This is a genomic window from Faecalibacterium sp. Marseille-Q4896, assembly GCF_017377615.1.
GTDB lineage: Bacteria > Bacillota > Clostridia > Oscillospirales > Ruminococcaceae > Faecalibacterium > Faecalibacterium taiwanense.
In genome coordinates this window covers 37,838-58,931 of sequence record NZ_JAFREG010000007.1, presented here as the reverse complement: position 1 = coordinate 58,931, position 21,094 = coordinate 37,838, and the positions used below count along the sequence as shown (strand labels likewise).

Sequence of the window (21,094 nt, the reverse complement as noted above, 5' to 3'; positions counted from 1 at the left end):
TTTTTTGCATGGAGCGGGCAATGGGAATCGAACCCACCTCCTCAGCTTGGAAGGCTGATATACTAGCCGATGTACGATGCCCGCATTTACGAACGATATTATAGCATGTTCCGGCACAAATGTCCAGCCCAATTTTTGTATGTTCCTTAAAGCACCGGAAAAGAATGCCGGAACGGCCTTGCTTTTCCATACGGCTCTGCTACAATAGAAAAGAACGGAGGGAGAGAGGATGGAGCCGGAAGCAGAGATCATTCGTGCGCAGCTGCTTGCCCTGCGGGATGAAGCATACCGCACCTTTCACAGTGCGTTGATGCCCACCGTGCCGCCGGAAACGGTGATCGGCGTGCGCGTTCCGGCTCTGCGCAAGTTGGCAAAACAGCTCGCAGGCACAGCGCAGGCAGAAGTGTTTTTACAGGCCCTGCCGCATGGATACTACGAAGAGAACAACCTCCACGCGTTTCTGATCGAACTTATCCGGGACTACGACAGGGCGCTGGCTGAAACGGAAGCGTTCCTGCCCTACATCAACAACTGGGCCACCTGCGACTGCTTTTGCCCCAAAGTGTTTGCAAAGTACAAGAAGGAACTGCTGGTGCCCATTCGCCGCTGGCTGGATTCGGGCGAGGTGTACACCGTGCGCTATGGCATGGAGATGCTGATGCGCTATTATCTGGATGATGCATTCCGGCCGGAATATCTGGAATGGGTGGCCGATGTGCACAGCACGGCATACTATATCAATATGATGCGGGCATGGTATTTTGCCACAGCACTGGCAAAGCAGCCGGATGCCGCGCTGCCGTGGCTCACAGAAAAGCGGCTGGATCTGTGGACCCACAACAAAGCCATCCAGAAAGCGGTGGAAAGCCGCCGCATTCCGCCCGGAATGAAGCAGCTGCTGCGCGGTCTGCGCAGCCGTTCATAAAAGCTTCCGGATTTCCGCGCAGATTTCCTGTTTACTTTATGGATGTTTTATTGTAAAATAAGCTATAGTAAAAAATGCCAGGGTATGCCTATGCCCTGACGGAAGATAAAAACAGGTGGTGTTTGGATTATGGCATTGAAATATCAGCGTATCCTTCTGAAGATCAGCGGCGAAGCACTGGGCGGCGAAAAGGGCATGGGTTTTGATGAACCCACCATGGACGCGATCTGCGGCGGCGTGAAGAAAGCACACGAGCTGGGCGTGCAGATTGGTATCGTGGTTGGCGGTGGCAACTTCTGGCGCGGCCGTTCCAGCGGCAAGATGGAGCGCACTCTGGCCGATAAGATCGGCATGCTGGCAACCGTGATGAATGCACTGGCTGTCTCCGACAAGCTGGAGCAGCTGGGTGTCCCCACTGAGGTGTTCACCTCCATCACCATGCCGCAGGTGGCACAGCCCTTTACCCGCAAGGATGCTCTGCGCGCCATGGATGAGGGCAAGATCGCCGTGTTCGGCGGCGGCACCGGCAACCCGTTCTTCTCCACGGATACGGCAACCGCTCTGCGCGCTGTGGAAGTGAGCGCCGATGTGATGTTCAAGGCTACTATGGTGGATGGCGTTTACGATAAGGACCCCCACAAGTACCCGGATGCAAAGAAGTACGATACCCTTACCTTTACCAAGGTGCTGGAAGACCAGCTGGCTGTTATGGATGGCACTGCTGCCACTCTGTGCCGCGATAACAAGCTGCCCATCCTCGTGTTCGATCTGGCCGACCCGGACAACATTGCCCGTGCCGTGCAGGGCGAGAATGTGGGCACACTGGTTTACGAGGGCTGAAACGCCTGCAGCCGACATACATTATAGGGCAGACGCATTGCAGCGCAGCCCCAAGATAAAAAGGAACAGGAGACTACCGCAATGAGCAGCAACACCAAGGTTTACGAAGACAAGATGAAGAGCTCGGTCGAACATCTGGGCCGCGAACTGGGCGCTGTGCGCGCAGGCCGCGCAAATCCCGCTGTGCTGGATAAGGTCAGCGTGGATTATTATGGTGCCCCCACTCCCATCCAGCAGGTGGCATCCGTGGCTGTGGCCGAAGCACGCACCCTGACCATTACCCCGTGGGACCGTACTCTGCTGCGCCCCATCAGCAAGGCCATCATGGCCAGCGATGTGGGCATCACTCCCATTGATGACGGCTCTACCATCCGTCTGAACTTCCCGGCTCCCACCGAGGAGCGCCGCAAGCAGCTGGCAAAGGAAGTTTCCAAGCTGGGTGAGGAGGCTAAGGTGGCAGTGCGCAACATCCGCCGTGAGGCTATGGATAAGGCCAAGGCCATGAAGAAGGCCGGCGAGCTGACCGAGGACAGCGAGAAGACCATGGAAGAGGATGTCCAGAAGCTGACCGACAAGTATATCAAGAACATCGATGCTGCGGTGGAAGAAAAGCAGAAGGAGATCATGTCTGTCTGATCTGCGCAGATGCAATAAACTGGAGGTGCCGTGCGCTGAAGAAGAGTGCGCGGCACTTTTGTTGAAGGCGGCGTTGCTGCCGGGAGGAAACAATGGCGCATCCTAAAGAATTTGCCGAGGGCCTTTCCATCGGCATCATCATGGACGGCAACGGCCGCTGGGCAAAGAACCGCGGCCTGCCCCGCACTGCCGGGCACAAAAGAGGCGCAGAGGTGTTCAGCGATATCGCAGATTACTGCGATGAGCTGGGCGTTTCGTCGGTGTACTTCTATGCGTTTTCCACCGAGAACTGGAAGCGTCCGCTGGAAGAGGTCAACGCCATTATGCGGCTGTTCGGCGAATATCTGCTGAAGGGCTTTGACTACAAGAACCGCAATATCCGCATCAAGTTCATGGGCGACCGCACGGTGCTGGATGAAAAGCTGCAGCAGCTGATGAACAAGCTGGAAGCAGATTCTTCGGTCAAGACCGGCATGACCCTGAACATTGCTATCAACTACGGCGGCCGCCCGGAGATCGTGCGGGCGGCGCAGCAGCTGGCGGCAAAGGCGGCGGCAGGGGAGATAAAGCCCGAAGAGATCACGGAACAGCTGCTCAGCGATGCCATGTATACCGCTGGCCAGAAGGACCCGGATTTTATCCTGCGTCCCAGCGGAGAAAAGCGGCTGTCCAACTTCATGCTCTGGCAGGCAGCTTACTCGGAGCTGGTAGAAATGGACGTTCTGTGGCCGGATTTCACCCGCAGCGATCTGGACGCTGCCATTGAGGAGTTCAATCATCGCTCCCGCCGGTTTGGCGGACTGTAAAACCCAAGACCTCCTGCACACGGTGCAGGGACCGGACGGCCCGGCGGCTTTGCCGGAGCCAAACTTAATCCAGAGGGGTGCGGCACCGACCGGTGAAAAGGAGATCCAATCTATGAAAACACGTGTTATTACTGCGATCGTGGGCATCATCGTACTGATCGGCGTGATGTTCACCTTCAACACTCTGATCTTTAATCTGGTCATCGCGGCCATTACGCTGATCGCCGTTCACGAGATCTACAGTGCCCTCGGCTTTGAAAAGAAGGACTGGCTGATGTACGCGGTTCTGGTGCCGTATACACTGCTGGTCATGACGAGCAACTATCAGGTCATGCGGCGGCTGGTGATGCCGATGTCCTTTCTGCTGGTCACCTTTTATGCCATCTATCTGGTGGTGCGCAATGGCACCATCAGCTATCAGAAGGCCAGCGGCCTGCTGATGTTCTCCGGTATCGTGATCTTCTGCTTCTATTCCTTTATCCGGCTCAAGGAGCTGCTGCCGGTGGAGCAGTACGGCTACGATGCGGTGTTCTTTATCTTGCTCATCCTCTGCTTTGCCTGGGGCGGCGATACCTGTGCCTACTTTGCAGGCCGTGCCTTTGGCAAGCACAAGCTCTGCCCGGTGGTCAGCCCCAAAAAGACCGTGGAAGGTGCCATTGGCGGTGTTCTGGGCACCATGGTGTTCGGTGTGATCATCACACTGGTGTACTCAGTGGCGGCAAACCGGATGGAAGCCTTCACCCGCTCCAACATTGGCGTTTCCATGTACGTGATCATTGCGCTGCTGGGCTGCGTGGCGGCGGTGCTGGGCATTTATGGCGATCTGTTTGCCAGCGTGGTCAAGCGCCAGTGCGGCATCAAGGATTACGGCACCATCTTCCCGGGGCACGGCGGCATTCTGGACCGCTTTGACAGTGTGATGTTCATTGCGCCCTTTGTGACCATGGTCATTACGGCGGTGTTCTACTATTAAAAGGGGGAACGTGTGATGTCGAAAAAAATCACTCTGCTGGGTTCTACCGGTTCCATCGGCACCCAGAGTCTGGATGTGATCCGTGCACAGGGCTATGAGGTGTTCGGTCTTTCTGCCCACAGCCATGTAGACAAGATCCTGCAGCAGATCGAAGAGTTTCATCCGCGCTATGTCTGCATGACCGACCCGGATGCGGCCCGCAGGCTGGATGCGGAGCTTTCCGGTCGTGCAGATGCGCCCCGGCTGCTGGTAGGGCCAGAAGGGCTCAAGCAGCTGGCCGCACTGGACGGCACCGATGTGGTGCTGAACAGCGTGGTGGGCATTGCAGGCCTTGGTGCCAGCCTGTGCGCGATCGAAAGCGGGCATGATCTGGCCCTTGCCAACAAGGAGAGTCTTGTCACCGGCGGCCATCTGGTCACACAGGCCGTGGCAAAGCATGGTGTAAAGCTGCTGCCGGTGGACAGTGAACATTCGGCCATCTTCCAGTGCCTGCAGGATAAGGAGAGTGCCCCCAGCCTGACCAAGATCCTGCTCACGGCATCCGGCGGCCCCTTCTTCGGGATGAAGACCGAGGAGCTGCGCGGTAAGACCAAGGCGGATGCCCTCAAGCACCCCAACTGGAACATGGGCGCAAAGATCACCATTGACTCTGCCACCCTGATGAACAAGGGTCTGGAGCTGATCGAGGCGGTGTGGCTGTTCGGCCTGCCGCCGGAGAAGATCCAGATCGTGGTGCAGCGCCAGAGCATTGTGCATTCGGCGGTGCAGTTCAGCGATAATTCGGTCATTGCTCAGCTGGGTGTGCCGGATATGCGCATTCCCATCCAGTATGCGCTCACCTACCCAAAGCGCGTACCCGGCGTTGTGCCGGAGCTGGACTTTGCCGCACTCAAGGTGCTCACCTTCGATGTGGCAGACGACGAGACCTTCCGCTGCCTTGCCGCCTGCAAAAAGGCCATCAAAAAGGGCGGTCTCGGCCCATGTGCTGCCAACGGTGCCAATGAGGAAGCTGTCAAGCTCTTCCTTGAGGACAAAATTGGCTTCCTCGATATTGGCCGTCTGGTGGAAGCAGTCGTGGACAGCGACAGCTTTGGCGGCGGGTATACCCTCAGCGATGTGTACGAGTGCGACCGCATGGCACGGGAATTTGTAAGAGCGCACTTATAAAAACCCTCTCAGCCTCACTGCGTTCGGCAGCTCTCCCGAAGGGAGAGCTTTCAAAAAGCGTAAGGCCAGATGTGCAAAAGCTCCCCCTTTGGGGGAGCTGGCAGGGCGGCAGCCCTGACTGAGAGGGGTTCCGACTTTTCAGCTTTAGGAGACGCAATGTCAATTTTTATCACCCTGATCGCCGCACTGATCGTGTTCAGCGCTGTGATCGCCATTCATGAATTCGGGCACTTTACCGTGGCAAAGCTCTGCGGCATTCAGGTCAACGAGTTTTCCATCGGCATGGGGCCTGCTTTGTGGAAGAAAATTTACAAGGGCACCCAGTACAGCCTGCGTGCATTGCCGGTAGGCGGCTATGTGGCGCTGGAGGGCGAGGAAAGCCCCGAGAGCCAGCAGGCCGAAGCGGCCCGCGACGAACGGGAAGCAGAGGACGAAAACCCTGTCCCGCCGGAGCAGCGCACCGGCATCCCTTTGAACGAGGCACCGGTATGGCAGCGTGTGCTTGTGATGGTGGCAGGTGCCTTCATGAATTTCGTGCTGGGCTTTGTGGTGCTGGTCATTCTTGTGGCAGCACAGGAAGGAGCCATCACCAGCAAGACCATCTATTCCATTGAGAACGATGCCCTCTGCGGCCAGACCGGCCTGCAGGCGGGGGACGAGATCGTTGCCGTGAACGGCAGGCGCTGCTTTGTGGCCAACGACATCCTTTATGAGCTGGTGCGCACCGAAGCCTATCGCGCCCGGTTCACCGTGAAGCGGGACGGCCAAAAGGTGGAACTGCCGGACGTGCAGTTCGACACCTGGCAGGACGAGAACGGCCAGACCCATATGACCCTTGGCTTTACGGTGTACGGCATCAAAAAAACACCGCTCAATGTGTTAAAAGAAGCATGGAACAGTACCTTGTACTACGGACGCATCGCGTTTATCTCGCTGGCAGACCTTGTGCGCGGACGTGAGAGCATCAACAATCTGTCCGGCCCGGTGGGTATCGTGACAGCGATCGGTCAGGCGGCAAGCTACGGCTGGCAGGATCTGCTGGAGCTGCTGGCCCTCATCACCATCAATCTGGGCGTGTTCAATCTGCTGCCCTTCCCGGCACTGGATGGCGGCAAGGTGGTATTTTTGATCATTGAGGGCGTTACCGGCCATGCAGTGCCGGAAAAGCTGCAGGGTACACTGACCATTGCGGCCTTTGCACTGCTGTTTGGCCTGATGCTCTTTGCAACCTATAATGATATCATCCGGCTTGTGACCGGTGCAATGTGAGCAAAAACAGAAAGGGGAGCTTTATGCGGCAGTTAAAACGGGAAGTGAAGATCGGCAATGTGACCATCGGCGGCAAGAATCCTGTTGCGGTACAGACGATGCTCAACGTGCCGGTGGAGGATATTGAGGGCAATGTGGCGCAGGCAAAGCGGTGCGAAGCTGCTGGCTGTCAGATTCTGCGCGTGACCTGCCCCAGCCCGGCGGATGCAAAGTGCATCGAAGCCGTCAAGAATGCGGTGAACATCCCCATTGTGGCAGACATCCATTTTGACTATAAGGCGGCTCTGGCCTGTGCAGATGTAGGCGTGGATAAGATCCGCATCAACCCCGGCAACATCGGCGACGATGACCGGGTGAAGGCTGTGGTGGATGCCTGTCAGCGCAAGAACATTCCCATCCGCATCGGCGTGAATGGCGGCAGTCTGGAAAAGCACATCCTTGCAAAATACGGCGCCCCCACGCCGGAGGCCATGGTGGAGAGTGCACTGTACCATGTGCGCCTGCTGGAAAAATTCGATTTCAACAACATCGTCATTTCCATCAAGAACTCCAATGTGCCCCGCATGATGGAGGCCTACCGCCAGCTCAGTGCAGTTACAGATTACCCGCTCCATGTGGGCGTCACCGAAGCAGGCACCTATCAGATGGGTCTGCTCAAGAGCGGTATGGGCATCGGCGGGATGCTGCTGGAAGGCATCGGCGATACCATCCGTGTCTCGCTGGCCGCAGAGCCGGAAAAGGAAGTAGAAGCCGGCTACAACATCCTGCGTGCCGTAGGCTTCCCGGTAGCAGGCCCGGAGGTCATCACCTGCCCCACCTGCGGCCGCACCCAGTATCCCTGCACCGAGATCGCCAATGAGGTGGAAAAGCGGCTGCAGGGCTGCAAAAAATCCATCAAGGTGGCCGTGATGGGCTGCGTGGTCAACGGCCCCGGTGAAGCCCGTGAAGCAGACATCGGCATTGCCGGCGGCAAGGGCGAGGCGGTGCTGTTCATCCACGGCAAGCCCATCAAAAAGCTGACCGGAGACAACATCCTGGATCAGTTCATGGATGAGATCTATAAACTATAATTTGGCTTTTTTCACAGCTGCCACACCTGCAAAAAACGGGTGCGGCAGTTTGTGCTGTATAAAAAGGAGTACCATTTGTGACACCACTCGTATCCAACCTGTGGCCGCAGTTCATGGTGGACCCGGCATTTGCGGCCTGCTTCGGGCAGGTCATTGTGGAGCATGCGCAGATGCTGCGGCAGGAGCGGCAGGTCATCTTTACCCTGCGCAGCGGTGCGCCGCTGGACAAAAATCTCTGTGCCCGGCTGCTGGCATCCCTGCAGCCGGATTATGAGGGCTTTGAGCTGCGCATCCAGAACCTGTTTGGCTATGCCATGCTGGACGAAACGGCCCTGCGCGATCTGATGGAAGAGATGAAGCGGGACGGCGTGCCCATCAACGGCTTTCTGGACCGGTGCAAGATCAACATCATCGGACAGAAGATCACCATCGGCGTATGCCATGGCACCAAGTTTTTGCAGGAGATGCACTTTGAAAAGCTGCTGGCAGAGCGCATTGCGGCCCACACCGGGGTAACGCCGCAGGTAACGCTGCAAAGCGCTGTAAGCGAAGCCGAGCAGCACCAGATGGAAGAAAAGCTGGAGCGCAAGATCGCGCCACCGGTGGTCAAGTTTGAGAAAAAGAACACAGCACCGTCCATCAAGGTGGATGGTCTGGACCTGACCGATAAGCCCGTCACCATTTTCCACGGCAAGATGTTCACCCCCAAGAACCTCACCCCGCTGAAAGACCTTGGCGGCGAGGGCGGCAAGTGCACGATCTGGGGCGATGTGTTCTTCTCGGAGGTCAAGGGCAACTTCCGCAAAATTTATACCGTATCCATCACCGATTATCAGGGCTCCATCAACCTGAAGATCCGCGCGCAGGAAGGTGAGGACTGCTCCAAGTGGGAGAGCCTTGGCAAAGGCACCACCCTCATCGTGCGCGGCGACTGCTCCTACGACAAGTACGAACACGATTATATCGTCTACCCCTACGATGTGCTCATCGTGGAGCGCAAAAAGCGGGAGGATACCGCACCGGTCAAGCGGGTGGAGCTGCATCTGCACACCAAGCTTTCCAGCATGGACGGCTTCTGTGACCCCGGCGGCATCGTCAAGCTGGCCCACCGCATGGGACATCCGGCCGTTGCCATCACTGACCACGGTGTGTGTCAGGGTTACCCGGAAGCCATGCTGGCAGCGGACGATATCCATAAATCAGACCCGGACTTCAAGCTGATCTACGGCTGTGAAGCCTACTTTGTGGACGACATGATCCCCTGTGTATACGGTGTGAAGGATCAGCCGCTGGATGGGGAGTTCTGCGTGTTTGATACCGAGACCACCGGCCTTGACCCCGGCGTGGAGTATATGACCGAGATCGGTGCCGTCATCGTGAAAAACGGCGAAGTGGTGGAGGAATTTGATACCTTTGTCAAGTCCGGCAAGCCCATCACCCCCAAGATCACCGAGCTGACCGGCATCACCAACGAAATGGTGGCGGATGCTCCCGGCGAAAAGGAAGCACTGGAAGCCTTCCTCAAATTTGCGGGAGACCGCATCCTTGTGGGCCACAACGTCCACGCCTTTGATATGCGTTTCCTGCGCGCCGCCGCCAAGCGCAGCGGCATCAAGCTGGAGCCGACCTATATCGACACCCTGACCATGGCGCAGGCCATGTACCCCGGCCTGCACAACTACAAGCAGGGCACCATCAACAAGCATCTGGAGCTGCCTGCCTACGAGGCCCACCGTGCCTGTGAGGATTCTGCCGCGCTGGGCCGCATCTTCGGGGTCATGCTGAACGACCTGAAAGAAAAGCAGGTAGCAAAGGTCAGTGAGATCAACACCGGCCTTGGCGGCAACCGCGAGGTGCTGAAAAAGAAGTATTACCACCTCATCATTCTGGTCAAGAACCAGATGGGCCTGAAAAATCTGTACAAGATCGTCAGCGAAGCCCATGTGAACTACTTTTTCAAAAAGCCCCGGGTGCCCCGGAGCCTTTTGAACAAATACCGGGACGGCCTGCTGCTCACTTCCGCCTGCGAAGCCGGCGAGCTGTACCGGGCCATCGTGGATGGCACCAGCTATGAAGAACTGAAAAAGATCGCGTCCTACTACGATATTCTTGAGATCCAGCCGCTGGGCAACAACGCCTACATGGTGCGGGACGGCAAGGTGGACAGCGAAGAGGACATCAAAAACTTCAACCGCACGGTCATCAAGCTGGGCGAGGACCTGCACAAGCCGGTCATTGCCACCGGCGACGTGCACTTTACCGAGCCGGAGGACGCGGCTTACCGCGCTGTGCTGCAGGCGGGCAACGGCTTTAAAGATGCCGACAACCAGCCGCCGCTGTTCTTCCGCACCACGCAGGATATGCTGGCGCAGTTCTACTATCTGCCCAAGGAAAAAGCCTACGAGGTAGTGGTGAAGAACCCCCGCAAGATCGCGGCGATGATCGACAACAATGTTCGTGCCATCCCGCGCGGCACCTACCCGCCCAGCATCGAGGGTGCAGAGCAGCAGCTGCGCGATGCTACGTGGGAACACGCCAAGCGCGATTACGGTGACCCGCTGCCCGAAATTGTGGAAAAGCGGCTGCAGAAGGAGCTGGACTCCATCTGCGGCCATGGCTACGCCGTGCTGTACGTCATTGCGGTCAAACTGGTGGCCTATTCCAACGCGGGCGGCTATCAGGTGGGCAGCCGTGGTTCGGTCGGCTCATCGGCCGTGGCCCACTTCTCCGGCATCTCGGAGGTGAACAGCCTGCCGCCCCACTATCGCTGCCCCAAGTGCAAGCACAGCGAGTTCATCACCGACGGCAGCGTGGACGACGGCTTTGACCTGCCGGATAAAAACTGCCCCAACTGCGGCACCCGGATGCTGGTGGACGGCCACGATATTCCCTTCGAGACCTTCCTCGGCTTCTACGGCGATAAAGAGCCGGATATCGACCTGAACTTTTCCGGCGAATATCAGTCCAATGTGCACCGCTATACCGAGGAGCTGTTCGGCAAAGCCAACGTGTTCAAGGCGGGCACCGTGTCCGGTATTCAGGACAAGACCGCCTACGGCTATGTCAAAAAATATCTGGATGAGCGCGGCCGCACGGTGAACCATGCGGAGGAGAACCGCCTGACTCTGGGCTGCACCGGCGTCAAGCGCACCACGGGTCAGCACCCCGGCGGCATGGTCGTTGTGCCGGACACCTACGAGATCTACGATTTCTGCCCCATCCAGCACCCGGCGGACGATGTGGCAGGCGGCCTGCTGACCACCCACTTCGAGTTCAAGTACCTGCACGATACCCTGCTCAAGCTGGACGAACTGGGCCACGATATGCCCACCTTCTACAAGTATTTTGAGGAGTACACCGGTATCCCCATCGACAGCATCCCCATGAACGACCCCAAGGTGTACAGCCTGCTGACCAGCCCCGAAGCGCTGGGCGTGACCCCGGAACAGATCGACAGCCAGACCGGAACCTTCGGCATCCCGGAAATGGGCACCAACTTTGTGCGCGGTATGCTGGTGGAGGCACGCCCCAAGAACTTCTCCGAACTGATCCAGATCTCGGGCCTGTCCCACGGCACTGATGTGTGGACCGGCAACGCGGACGAGCTGATCCGCAGCGGCACCTGCACCATTGCGGAGGTCATTGGCTGCCGTGACAGCATCATGCTGTACCTGTTGCGCAAGGGTCTGGAACCCAAGATGGCCTTTGATATCATGGAGGCTGTGCGTAAGGGCAAGGTGGCCAAGGGCGGTTTCAAGGATGGCTGGGAGGAAGCCATGCGGGAGCACGAGGTGCCGGACTGGTACATTGAGAGCTGCCGCAAGATCAAGTATATGTTCCCCAAGGCCCATGCCGTGGCCTACCTGATGTCGGCCATTCGTCTGATGTGGTTCAAGATCTACCGTCCACCGGAGTTTTATGCGGTATACTTTACCGTACGCGGCGACGACATCGACTATGAGGCCGCTGTGGGCGGTGCGGCAGTGGCCCGCGCCCACATGGAAGAAGTCAAGCGCCGCCTGAAGGAAGAGAAGAACGCCAAGGACGAAGATGTGCTGGTCAGCCTGCAGCTCGTCAACGAGATGCTGGTGCGCGGCTACGAGTTTTTGCCCATTGAGCTGGGCAAGAGCCGCGGCTCCAAGTATGTGGTGGAGGACGGCAAGGTACGTCTGCCTTTCTCTTCGCTGAAGGGTCTTGGCGGTGCTGCCGCCGATGCACTGGAAAAGGTGACCATCCACGGCGAAGAATATATCTCGGTGGAAGAGTTGCAGCAGGCTTCCGGTGTCGGCAGCAGCATTCTGGACCGTTTGCGTCAGGTGGGCGCTCTGGGCGACCTGCCGGAGAGCAGTCAGGTAAGCTTCTTCTGAGGATTCTGAAAGCAAAAGTGCCTGCACGGCTTTAGCTGTGCAGGCACTTTTGCTTTAAAAAAGCACCCGCGGCAAAAATCGCAGGTGCTTAAAAATTCAGCAGAACGGGGGAGTGTTTACTCCACGCTGATCATATAATAGTAAACGGGCTGGCCGCCGCGGATGTGGCTGACCTCAACGTGGTTCGGGCACTTTGCCTTTACGATCTCGGTCACTTTCTCGGCATCCTCATCGCTCACGTCGCAGCCGGAAATGATGGTGACGAAGCTGGAATCCTTCTTGCACATGCCGCGTGCCAGACGGTAGGTAGCTTTGGTGATATCGTTGGAGGTGGAAACGATCTTGCCGTTCTCCAGAGCCATGATCTCACCCTTCCTGATGCGCTTGCCGTCGTACTCACTGTCGCGGGCAGCATAGGTGATCAGACCGGTGGACACCTTGTCGGCAGCAGCCATCATGTTGATGGTGTTGGTCTCGGCGTTCACGGAGGGATCAAAGTTCAGCATGGCGGTAATGCCCATGGGCACGGTGCGGGTGGGCAGAACGACCACCTGACGGTCGGCCAGCTTCTGGGCCTGCTCAGCAGCCATGATGATGTTCTTGTTGTTGGGCAGCACGAACACGGTCTTTGCGGGCACGCTCTGGATGGCAGCGAGGATATCCTCGGTGGCTGGGTTCATGGTCTGACCACCGGAGACCACTGCGTCTGCAGCCAGATCGGTGAACACGGCCTTCAGGCCTTCACCGGCGGCAACGGCAACAAAACCATAGTCACGGCTGGGGTCCACAGCAGCGTAGACGAACTCGCTGGACTGAGAAGGAGCCTTCTCAGCAGAAGCCTGCTTTTCCAGGCTCTTGCCCTGCTTCTGGCGGGCCAGGAACTGCTCGTGCATGTTCTCGATCTTGAAGTTGGTCAGGTAGCCATACTTGATGGCTTCGCTCAGGATCTTGCCGGGATCAGCGGTGTGCACATGCAGGTTGATCACATCGTCATCCTCGATGCACACCACACTGTCGCCGTTGGATTCTGCAAAGGCACGCATCTTTGCGGCGCTTGCACCCTCATACTTGTTGATCAGGAACTGGGTGCAGTAGCCGTTCTTGATGTCCTCCACCTTCATCAGGTCGTCGGTGAACACGCCCTTGCCGGCGTTCTCGGTGGAGAGCTTTGCCTTGTTGGGAGCAGCCTCGCCGCCTGCCACGATGCCTTCGCCATGGAACACCTTGCCCATGCCCTCAAAGATAATCATGATGCCCTGACCGCCGGCATCCACAACGCCGGCCTTCTTCAGAACAGGCAGCAGGTTGGGGGTGTCCTCCAGAGCCTTCTGGCCGGCGGTCATCACCACATCCCACAGAGCGGGCACATCCTCGGCACCGCAGGCAGCAGCTTCCTCAGAGGCAATGCGTGCAACCGTGAGGATGGTGCCCTCGGTGGGCTTCATAACGGCCTTATAAGCGCCCTCGACACCCTTCTTCAGAGCCTCGACAATGTCGGCAGCGGTGGCTTCCTTCTTGCCTTCCAGCGCCTTGGAGAAGCCGCGGAACAGCAGGCTGGTGATAACACCGGAGTTGCCGCGTGCACCGCGCAGCATGGCGGAAGCAGCGGTCTTGGAAGCCTCACCCACGGTGCAGCTGTCGTCCAATGCTTCCAGCTCGCGCACAGAAGCACCCACGGTCATGCCCATGTTGGTGCCAGTGTCGCCATCAGGAACAGGGAAAACGTTCAGCTCGTCCACGCGGGAGCGCTGATTGTTGATGTTGTTGGCGCCAGAGATAATGGCGTCACGCAAAATCTTACCAGAAATCATTCTTTTTTACTCCTTGTACTTGCCGGAAAAGCCCGGCGCATTCGGATGAACCAACAAAAATCAGGCGATCACATCGTCTACCGAAACCACAACGCGGGCAACCTTCAGGCCGGTAGCCTGCTCCACCTCGTCCTTGACGCGGTGAGAGATGCTGCGTGCGGCGGTAGAAATGTTCAGGCCATAGCTCACTGCAATGTGCAGTTCGATCACCAGACGACCATCCTCCTGCGTGACACGGACACCCTTTTCCGGGTAATCAGAACCGTGCACCATGCTTCTGACGGCATCGGTCATATCACGGGGTGCCATTGCGGCAACACCGTAACACTGTTTGGCTGCTTCACCTACCAGAGTAGCAAAATACCCGGACGTAAAGCTGACATCCCCCAGAGGGAAACGGGAAGTGATCATAGTCGCTCTGCTCCTTTATGTTATTTTCATAAAACACATTCAAGGTCTGGTGCGCAGCGGCGGACAGATACACATACTGCGCCGAGAAACACCCACATTATTATACAACTTTGGGGCGCGCTTGTACAGCGCAAAATGCTGGTATATCAACTTTTTGCGCAGGTTTCTGCATTGGCGGCATGGTTCGGGCGGCTTCGCACCGGGAAGGTGATAGCATAACGGACGCTGGTTGCTTTTTATCAAAACCGAAAGTATGACGAAAGAAAGCAAACAATCTGTTAAAAAAATATAAAAGGTGGGTGATAACTCTTTATTCGACTATGAAAAAGTGCTAAAATAGAAACAAGGATAGGGACTGCGGCGCAGGGTCCCGCTTGTGCGGATGAACTGCGTTATTTTTTGCGCACGGCGCGTGGAACAATGTTTAGGAGCTGTTGTCATGAATATTCTGTTTTTCCTTTCACCCAAGCAGGATCTGATGTATGTTTACGACGATTTCACCCTTCGGCAGACGCTGGAAAAGTGGGAGAATAACCGCTACGCGTCCATTCCGGTGCTCAACCGGCAGGGAAAATATGTGGGCACCCTGACCGAGGGCGACATTCTCTGGGGGCTGAAAAAGTTCCATGGTCTGGATCTGGAAGCGGCTGAGGATGTCCCCATTTCGGCCTTCCCGCACAAGCGCGACTACAAGGCTGTCACCGTGACCACCAGCATGGATCAGCTGATCGAAGCGGCCATGAACCAGAACTTTGTGCCGGTTGTGGATGACCGCGGCATCTTCATTGGCATCGTGCGCAGGCAGGCGATCATCCGTTACTGCTATGAGAAGGCCCGCACAGAGCAGCAGGCCCATGAGCAGCGCATCCCGGAATATGCCGCTGTGCATTGAACGATATAAATAGGTGGCCAGCCGCCCGGTTCCGCATCTGAAGCCGGGCGGCTTTTTGTCTGCAAAATGCGTTGAAAATCCGATTTATAGTACCTGCTGTGTGCGATAATACAGCCATGGAACAAAAACGTTCTGAAAAGCTGCAAAAAACGAGATACAGGAGGGAACACGGATGAAAGATTTTGAACTGCGTTATGTCGGAAGCCATGTGGAAGTATACACCGGCAGCGGGGTGTTCCTGTTTTCGGCCGATACGGTGCGGGAAGCAATGGAAGAACTGGCAGAGTAAGCGCCTGCAAACAGGCAGGGACTTCGGTGAAAATGTAAAATTGATGTAAAATAATTGAAAAGGAAAGAGCACGAATTCATTAAGAAACGGAAAAATGTGTAGAAAAAGTGATTTTCTTGTAAAATAAACCTTGTTGTGACAGGATAAAAAATGATATAATAGATTCAAGCGCGGTCATTGTGCGCCGTTCTGTGCAGCAGAGCGGCAGGCCGCAGCATCTGCCGGTTCAAGCAGGCCCGGTGTGCGGGCAGGGCAGATGTACAAGGATCAAAAGGAAGATCATTTTTAGGAGTATCGTTATGGATATCACACACATTACCTCTCTGTTGGGTGGAATTGCGCTGTTTCTGTACGGCATGTCCATTATGGGCGCTGGTCTGGAAAAACTGGCCGGCGGCAAAATGCAGGGCGTGCTGCAAAAGCTGACCTCCTCAACGCTCAAGGGCGTTATTTTTGGCACCCTCATCACGGGTGTCATCCAGTCCTCGGCCGGCACGGTCGTTATTTGTGTCGGTCTGGTAAACTCCGGCATCATGACCCTTACGCAGTCGGTAGGTGTCATTATGGGTGCAAACATTGGTACCACTGTTACCGGCCAGCTGATCCGCATGGCGGATATCTCCGGTGACAGTCTCTGGCTGACACTGATCCAGCCCAAGACCTTTGCGCCCGTGGTGGCATTTATTGGCTGCATTTTTATGTGTTCCTGCGCAGCGCTAAAAGGAAGAACATCGGCCAGATCATGCTGGGCTTTGGCATCCTGTTTACCGGCATGAGCCTGATGGACACCGGTGTGGCTCCTCTGCGTGAGAGCGCCGTGTTCCAGAATCTGTTCGTTACCATGACGAATCCCGTTCTGGGCATTCTGGTGGGCGTGGTGGTCACGGTGATCATCCAGTCCTCCTCGGCATCGGTGGGTATCCTGCAGGCACTGTCCAGCACGGGTCTGGTCACCTTCAGTTCTGCCATCCCCATTATTCTGGGCGCACACATCGGCACGGCCTTTACGCCGCTGCTCACCATTGGCGGCTCCTCCAAGGACGGCAAGCGCGCTGCACTGATCCATCTGTACTTCAACATCATTGGCAGCGTGATCCTGCTGGCACTGGTGTATGCGGTGCAGTTTACCGTTGGCATCCCCATGTGGAACGACGTGATGAACAAGAGCACCATCGCAAACATCCACACCCTTTCCAGCGTGTGCGCCATGCTGCTGTTCCTGCCGTGCAGCGGCGTGCTGTCCAAGCTGGCACTGCTCACTGTGCCGGACAGCGCCGAGGAAGCACAGGAGCTGAGCATGCCGGTGCTGGATGAACGTCTGTTCAAAAGCCCGGCTGTGGCCCTGCAGCAGGCTAAGAGCGCTGTGATCAAGATGTCCCGCCGTGCTGCCCGCAATGTGAATCTGGCTGCACCGCTGCTGCTGAAGATGGACGAGGATACCGTCAGCGCCATCCGGGTGCGTGAAAACCTGATCGACCGCATGGAGGTGGCAATCTCCAACTATCTGATCAAGATGACCGATCAGGAGCTGGGCGACGATGAGAGCCACACTGTGACCGAACTGCTGAATTTTGTTACCGAGTTCGAGCGCATCGGCGACTATGCGGTGAACATTATGGAAAAGGCAGAAGAACTGCAGGAAAAGGAAGCGTCCTTCAGTGAAAACGCCACCAAGGAGCTGCAGCTGCTGGAGAATGCGCTGAACCGCATCCTGAACCTGACCAACGATGCCTTTGAAAACAGCGATATGCGTCTGGCGGCTCAGGTGGAACCGCTGGAAGAGGTGATCGATGTGATGGCGGAGCGCCTGCGCGACCAGCACATCCTGCGCCTGAAGGACGGCGTGTGCTCCATTGATACGGGTGTCGTGTTCCTGGATGTGCTGAACAATGCAGAGCGCATCTCGGATCACTGCTCCAACGTTGCTGCCCGCCTGATCGGCATGGATGCCGGCGAGGACTACGACTCCCACACCCTCAAGAGCATCATGCACCACAACCCCACCAAGGACTACATGCTGGAATACGAGGAGTGCCGCAAGGCCTACCTTGTTCCGCTGGAAGAAATGGAAGCCTGAAACTAAGAAAAACCTCCGGGACGCTTTTCCCGGAGGTTTTTTGCGTTAAAAATCAAGCACTTTTGGGCAAAGAGACAATGACCCAGCGGTGCGGCCCGTGAAAGCCGTCTACCTTGGCGGCTTTGCTGCAGGTGCCGGGGCTGGGCGGGCCGAGGTGGATACCGCGGTCCAGCTGCTTGCCGCAAAGACGGCACTGGTAATGGAGGGTGATCTGTTCTGACATGAGGAAGCACTTCCTTTTATGATCGCTGCAGGTGGTTAAGAAACTTTACTTCTATTATCATTATAGAATTTTTACATCGGGATGTCAATAAAAATAATCAATAAAAGTAGATAAAAATTGAGCATTCTGCACTCAATCGCCCAGATCTTCCAGCAGCAGGTCCAGTTCCCGTTCGCTGTACACGGTCACACCGCGTTTGATGCGCACGGCATCGTTCTCCGGCAGAAGATTGGTGTAGATGCCGGTGACGGTGACAAGCACATCCGGCTGGCCATTGGTGCCGCAGCGGTAAACGGCCACGCGCCCGCCTTTGTCGCACAGGCGGTAGCTCTGGGCAGCAAGCTCCGGCATGGCCTGTGCGGCAAGGTCTGCTGCGGAGGAAGGCGGTGCTTCGCTGCCGGGGTCGGGCACCGGAAGGCTGAGCTTGGGCAGGGCCATCCAGAACAGGCTGAACACGATGGTGAATACGCACAGCCCGTAGAACAGGCAGGTGCACAGTTTGCGCATGGAGAAACACGCTCCTTTCCGGCTGAAGTATGCCCCAAAACAGGGGGGCACAGTCAATTTTCACACGGGAATGCTGTACTTTGTCCGGCAGATTGTGTTATACTACAGATGATTAGACCTATCAGGGCCGAAGATTGGTTCTTGCCCGCGTTCTGTGCACGTGCTATAATATGGTATTGCGTGCAGTTCTGTGCGCTTTGATGGAAAAGTACCAGCGCATGGCGCTGAAAAAGCAGCCTGAATGTTAGGAGGCGATTTCTATCTCCGATATGAGAAAGATCAACCGTGCCGGTGAGGGGCATTCCCCGGCACCGGCGGGGCGGAAGGTAAATGTGAGCAACAGCCGCCGGGAGTCCCAGCCGGAACCCAAACACGGCCGGGAACCCAAAGAACCAAAGGAACCCCGTGAAAAGGGCAGACATCCCATTCTGCGCTTCATTGGCCGAACCATTGCTACACTGATTTGTCTGGGCATCATGGCAGGCAGTCTGGTGGCAGTGGGTGCTGTGTATTACGTGGTGCAGGCTACCGCCAACGACGGCGACCTGCTGGATCTGGACAACATTGAGCTGAGCCAGTCCAGTGTGGTGATGGCTACCGACCCGGACACCGGTGCACAGGTGGAGTATGCCACGCTGCGCTCTTCCAACAGCCACCGCGTGTGGGCGGATCTGGAGCAGATCCCCACGAACCTGCAGTATGCGTTCATCTGCACCGAGGATAAGGACTTTTACAACGAGCCCGGCGTCAACTTCAAGCGCACCATCGGCGCAATGGTCAACGAATACCTGCTGCCCATCTACAGCTCCAAGCAGGGTGCATCCACGCTGGAGCAGCAGCTGATCAAGAACCTGACCGACGACAAGAGCGCCAGCGGCATTGAAGGTGCACTGCGCAAGCTGCGCGAGATCTACCGCGCCCTCTGTCTGAGCCGCAGCTATTCCAAGGAGACCATTCTGGAAGCGTACCTGAACACCATCAGCTTTACCGGCACCATTCAGGGCGTGCAGACTGCGGCCAACGAATACTTTAATAAGGATGTCAGCCAGCTGACCCTGTGGGAGTGTGCGACCATTGCGTCCATCACCAAAAACCCCACCAACTATAACCCCTACACCAACCCCGAAAACCTGATCAACCGCCGTAACTTCCTCATGTACAACATGTGGCAGCAGGGTGTGATCAGCGAAGAGGACTACCGCAACGCAGCGGCCCAGCCGCTGGTACTGGCCGAGGAAGAGGATACTAAGAAGAATTCTTCCGTTACCTCTTACTTTACCGATGCACTGTTCACCGAGCTGGTGCAGGACATCATGGACAAGGAAAACATTTCGGAATCCGAGGCACAGAAGCTGCTGTACACCGGCGGCTTTACCGTTGAGTCGACTGTGAACACCAAGGTGCAGTCCGCCATGGAAAACCTGATGCTCAACACGGACGATGCCTACTTCCCGGCCGGCTGGCATGAGGAAGAGGTGACCTCCATCTCGGACGACGATGTACAGGTGATGAACGAGGACGGTACGCCCAAGACCCGCACCGGCGACGACGGTACCGTTTACTATTACCGCAATGTGCGTACTCAGGCAGCCATGGTCACGCTGGACTATGACGGCAATGTGATCGCCATTGTGGGTGGTCTGGGCGAAAAGAACAAGAGCCTCTCGCTGAACCGTGCCTACAGCGTCACTCGTCAGACGGGTTCTACCATCAAGCCTATCGGTGCGTATGCACTGGGTGTAGAGTATGGTCTGGTGAACTGGTCCACCATGCTCAACAACTCGCCCTTGTATCAGAAGCAGGATATGGTGATCCGCGATGAGGATTACTGCCGCAAGAACGGCCTGATGGGCCTTTCCGACAAGCAGCTGCGCGCTTATCCCAACGCATGGCGCAGCTGGCCCCGTAACTATGGCGGCAACTACGGCGACAACAGTGATGTGCCGCTGTGGAACGGTCTGGCCCGCTCGCTGAACACCATTGCGGTGCGTGTGGGTGATCTGGTGGGCGCAAGCAACATCTTCAATTTTGTGTACAACACCCTGCAGCTGAACACGCTGGACCCGGTAAACGATGTGGGTCTGGCGCAGATGGTCATGGGCAGTCAGACTCATGGCGTTACGCCCACGGCGCTGGCAGCTGCGTTCCAGATCTTCTACGATGGCCAGTACACCACCCCGCACCTGTATACCCGCGTGCTGGACCGTGACGGCAATATCTATCTGGAGAACAACTCCACCAGCTATCAGGCCCTGACCCCGGATACCGCTTATGTGATGAACCGCCTGCTGAAGAACGTTCTGTACTCCAGCGTGGGCACCGCCGGCGGCCGCTACCCCAACTCCAACGGCATGGAAGCCTTTGGCAAGACCGGTACCGCCAGCGACGAAAAGGATCTGTGGTTCGTGGGCGGCACGCCGTACTACGTTACCGCCGTGTGGTGGGGCTACGATGCACCCTATGATATGACCAAGACGCTGGGTAAGCAGCAGGCCAAGACCCGTACCTGTGTTATGGCGTGGAAGGCGCTGATGGAACAGGTGCAGGCAGACCTGCCGTATAAGGCATTCCCGACCTCTGCCGGTGTGGTGGAGCGCCGCTACTGCACCCAGAGCGGCCTGCTGGCAGGCGGCTCCTGCCCCAGCACCGCCGTGGGCTACTACCGCGCCGATGATCTGCCTGGTACCTGCAACTACTCCCATGCAGCAGCTCCTGCAGCGGCTGCACCTGCGGAGACTGCGGCACCGGAGCAGGCTGTCATTCCTGCGGATACAGGTAATCAGGATACAGACTGATCTGTAGCCATATGAAGGACAAAAGGCGTACTATCG

Annotated in this window: 17 protein-coding genes and 1 tRNA gene; 13 read left to right on the top strand and 5 right to left on the bottom strand. The window is 56.9% G+C overall.

Features of this window, described 5'->3' with window-relative positions; genetic code table 11:
• Positions 1-9 precede the first annotated feature (9 nt).
• Positions 10-84: transfer RNA gene (locus J3348_RS11035), tRNA-Gly, on the bottom strand.
• A 145-nt stretch (positions 85-229) separates the two neighbouring features.
• Here J3348_RS11035 and J3348_RS11030 point away from each other — a divergent pair.
• The 9 genes from J3348_RS11030 (at position 230) to J3348_RS10990 (ending at position 12,053) form a co-directional block, all read left to right on the top strand.
• Positions 230-925, top strand: a complete 696-nt coding sequence (locus J3348_RS11030; protein WP_207698988.1) for a DNA alkylation repair protein — start codon at positions 230-232, stop codon at positions 923-925.
• 129 nt (positions 926-1,054) lie between these two features.
• The gene (gene pyrH, locus J3348_RS11025) at positions 1,055-1,765 is read left to right on the top strand and encodes a UMP kinase (protein ID WP_207698987.1); all 711 of its coding nucleotides are present in this window, start codon (positions 1,055-1,057) and stop codon (positions 1,763-1,765) included.
• An 81-nt stretch (positions 1,766-1,846) separates the two neighbouring features.
• The gene (gene frr, locus J3348_RS11020) at positions 1,847-2,401 is read left to right on the top strand and encodes a ribosome recycling factor (RefSeq protein ID WP_207698986.1); all 555 of its coding nucleotides are present in this window, start codon (positions 1,847-1,849) and stop codon (positions 2,399-2,401) included.
• A 92-nt stretch (positions 2,402-2,493) separates the two neighbouring features.
• Positions 2,494-3,207, top strand: a complete 714-nt coding sequence (gene uppS / locus J3348_RS11015) for a polyprenyl diphosphate synthase (RefSeq protein ID WP_097775362.1) — start codon at positions 2,494-2,496, stop codon at positions 3,205-3,207.
• 112 nt (positions 3,208-3,319) lie between these two features.
• Entirely contained in the window at positions 3,320-4,180 is an 861-nt protein-coding gene (locus tag J3348_RS11010; protein ID WP_005945868.1) for a phosphatidate cytidylyltransferase, read from the top strand.
• Between the two features lie 15 nt (positions 4,181-4,195).
• Positions 4,196-5,347, top strand: a complete 1,152-nt coding sequence (gene dxr, locus J3348_RS11005) for a 1-deoxy-D-xylulose-5-phosphate reductoisomerase (RefSeq protein WP_097775363.1) — start codon at positions 4,196-4,198, stop codon at positions 5,345-5,347.
• A gap of 156 nt (positions 5,348-5,503) precedes the next feature.
• A complete protein-coding gene (locus J3348_RS11000; RefSeq protein WP_207698985.1) occupies positions 5,504-6,616 on the top strand; it encodes a site-2 protease family protein in 1,113 nt (370 codons plus the stop codon).
• A complete protein-coding gene (gene ispG, locus J3348_RS10995; protein WP_275541415.1) occupies positions 6,613-7,686 on the top strand; it encodes a flavodoxin-dependent (E)-4-hydroxy-3-methylbut-2-enyl-diphosphate synthase in 1,074 nt (357 codons plus the stop codon). Before J3348_RS11000 ends, ispG begins: the two co-directional genes overlap by 4 nt.
• Positions 7,687-7,763: 77 nt before the next feature.
• Entirely contained in the window at positions 7,764-12,053 is a 4,290-nt protein-coding gene (locus tag J3348_RS10990) for a PolC-type DNA polymerase III (protein ID WP_347565384.1), read from the top strand.
• Positions 12,054-12,169: 116 nt separating this feature from the next.
• Here the strand turns inward: J3348_RS10990 and J3348_RS10985 are convergent, their stop codons facing one another.
• Both J3348_RS10985 and J3348_RS10980 read right to left on the bottom strand, forming a co-directional pair.
• A complete protein-coding gene (locus J3348_RS10985) occupies positions 12,170-13,864 on the bottom strand; it encodes a DAK2 domain-containing protein (protein WP_207698984.1) in 1,695 nt (564 codons plus the stop codon).
• 60 nt (positions 13,865-13,924) lie between these two features.
• On the bottom strand, positions 13,925-14,275 hold the full coding sequence (locus J3348_RS10980) for an Asp23/Gls24 family envelope stress response protein (protein WP_005945874.1): 351 nt from the start codon (positions 14,273-14,275) through the stop codon (positions 13,925-13,927).
• A gap of 439 nt (positions 14,276-14,714) precedes the next feature.
• Between J3348_RS10980 and J3348_RS10975 the strand changes: the two genes are divergently transcribed.
• The 3 genes from J3348_RS10975 to J3348_RS14400 all read left to right on the top strand — a co-directional run bounded on the left by J3348_RS10975 (position 14,715) and on the right by J3348_RS14400 (position 17,533).
• Positions 14,715-15,167, top strand: coding sequence for a CBS domain-containing protein (locus tag J3348_RS10975; protein WP_097775366.1), 453 nt, complete (start codon positions 14,715-14,717; stop codon positions 15,165-15,167).
• Positions 15,168-15,755: 588 nt separating this feature from the next.
• The gene (locus J3348_RS14405; RefSeq protein ID WP_278251700.1) at positions 15,756-16,232 is read left to right on the top strand and encodes a Na/Pi symporter; all 477 of its coding nucleotides are present in this window, start codon (positions 15,756-15,758) and stop codon (positions 16,230-16,232) included.
• On the top strand, positions 16,157-17,533 hold the full coding sequence (locus tag J3348_RS14400) for a Na/Pi symporter (RefSeq protein ID WP_347565383.1): 1,377 nt from the start codon (positions 16,157-16,159) through the stop codon (positions 17,531-17,533). Before J3348_RS14405 ends, J3348_RS14400 begins: the two co-directional genes overlap by 76 nt.
• Before the next feature lie 52 nt (positions 17,534-17,585).
• Here the strand turns inward: J3348_RS14400 and J3348_RS10965 are convergent, their stop codons facing one another.
• Together J3348_RS10965 and J3348_RS10960 are read right to left on the bottom strand one after the other, a co-directional pair.
• Positions 17,586-17,756: a hypothetical protein gene (locus J3348_RS10965; protein WP_154255643.1), complete on the bottom strand. Its 171-nt coding sequence runs from the start codon at positions 17,754-17,756 to the stop codon at positions 17,586-17,588.
• Positions 17,757-17,888: 132 nt separating this feature from the next.
• Positions 17,889-18,263 carry a hypothetical protein gene (locus J3348_RS10960; protein ID WP_120080248.1) on the bottom strand — a complete coding sequence of 125 codons (375 nt, stop codon included), beginning with the start codon at positions 18,261-18,263 and terminating at the stop codon, positions 17,889-17,891.
• A gap of 269 nt (positions 18,264-18,532) precedes the next feature.
• Here J3348_RS10960 and J3348_RS10955 point away from each other — a divergent pair, with 269 nt between their 5' ends.
• A complete protein-coding gene (locus J3348_RS10955) occupies positions 18,533-21,058 on the top strand; it encodes a transglycosylase domain-containing protein (protein ID WP_207698983.1) in 2,526 nt (841 codons plus the stop codon).
• Positions 21,059-21,094: the final 36 nt, after the last annotated feature.

Excerpts from the sequence above, each read along its gene's own strand:
- J3348_RS10980 (WP_005945874.1), bottom strand. The coding sequence starts at position 14,275 with ATGATCACTTCCCGTTTCCCTCTGGGGGATGTCAGCTTTACGTCCGGG.
- pyrH (WP_207698987.1), top strand. The coding sequence starts at position 1,055 with ATGGCATTGAAATATCAGCGTATCCTTCTGAAGATCAGCGGCGAAGCA.
- J3348_RS11010 (WP_005945868.1), top strand. The coding sequence starts at position 3,320 with ATGAAAACACGTGTTATTACTGCGATCGTGGGCATCATCGTACTGATC.
- J3348_RS10975 (WP_097775366.1), top strand. The coding sequence starts at position 14,715 with ATGAATATTCTGTTTTTCCTTTCACCCAAGCAGGATCTGATGTATGTT.
- J3348_RS14405 (WP_278251700.1), top strand. The coding sequence starts at position 15,756 with ATGGATATCACACACATTACCTCTCTGTTGGGTGGAATTGCGCTGTTT.
- J3348_RS11000 (WP_207698985.1), top strand. The coding sequence starts at position 5,504 with ATGTCAATTTTTATCACCCTGATCGCCGCACTGATCGTGTTCAGCGCT.
- J3348_RS11030 (WP_207698988.1), top strand. The coding sequence starts at position 230 with ATGGAGCCGGAAGCAGAGATCATTCGTGCGCAGCTGCTTGCCCTGCGG.
- J3348_RS10960 (WP_120080248.1), bottom strand. The coding sequence starts at position 18,263 with ATGCGCAAACTGTGCACCTGCCTGTTCTACGGGCTGTGCGTATTCACC.
- dxr (WP_097775363.1), top strand. The coding sequence starts at position 4,196 with ATGTCGAAAAAAATCACTCTGCTGGGTTCTACCGGTTCCATCGGCACC.
- J3348_RS10955 (WP_207698983.1), top strand. The coding sequence starts at position 18,533 with ATGAGAAAGATCAACCGTGCCGGTGAGGGGCATTCCCCGGCACCGGCG.
- J3348_RS10965 (WP_154255643.1), bottom strand. The coding sequence starts at position 17,756 with ATGTCAGAACAGATCACCCTCCATTACCAGTGCCGTCTTTGCGGCAAG.
- J3348_RS10985 (WP_207698984.1), bottom strand. The coding sequence starts at position 13,864 with ATGATTTCTGGTAAGATTTTGCGTGACGCCATTATCTCTGGCGCCAAC.
- frr (WP_207698986.1), top strand. The coding sequence starts at position 1,847 with ATGAGCAGCAACACCAAGGTTTACGAAGACAAGATGAAGAGCTCGGTC.
- uppS (WP_097775362.1), top strand. The coding sequence starts at position 2,494 with ATGGCGCATCCTAAAGAATTTGCCGAGGGCCTTTCCATCGGCATCATC.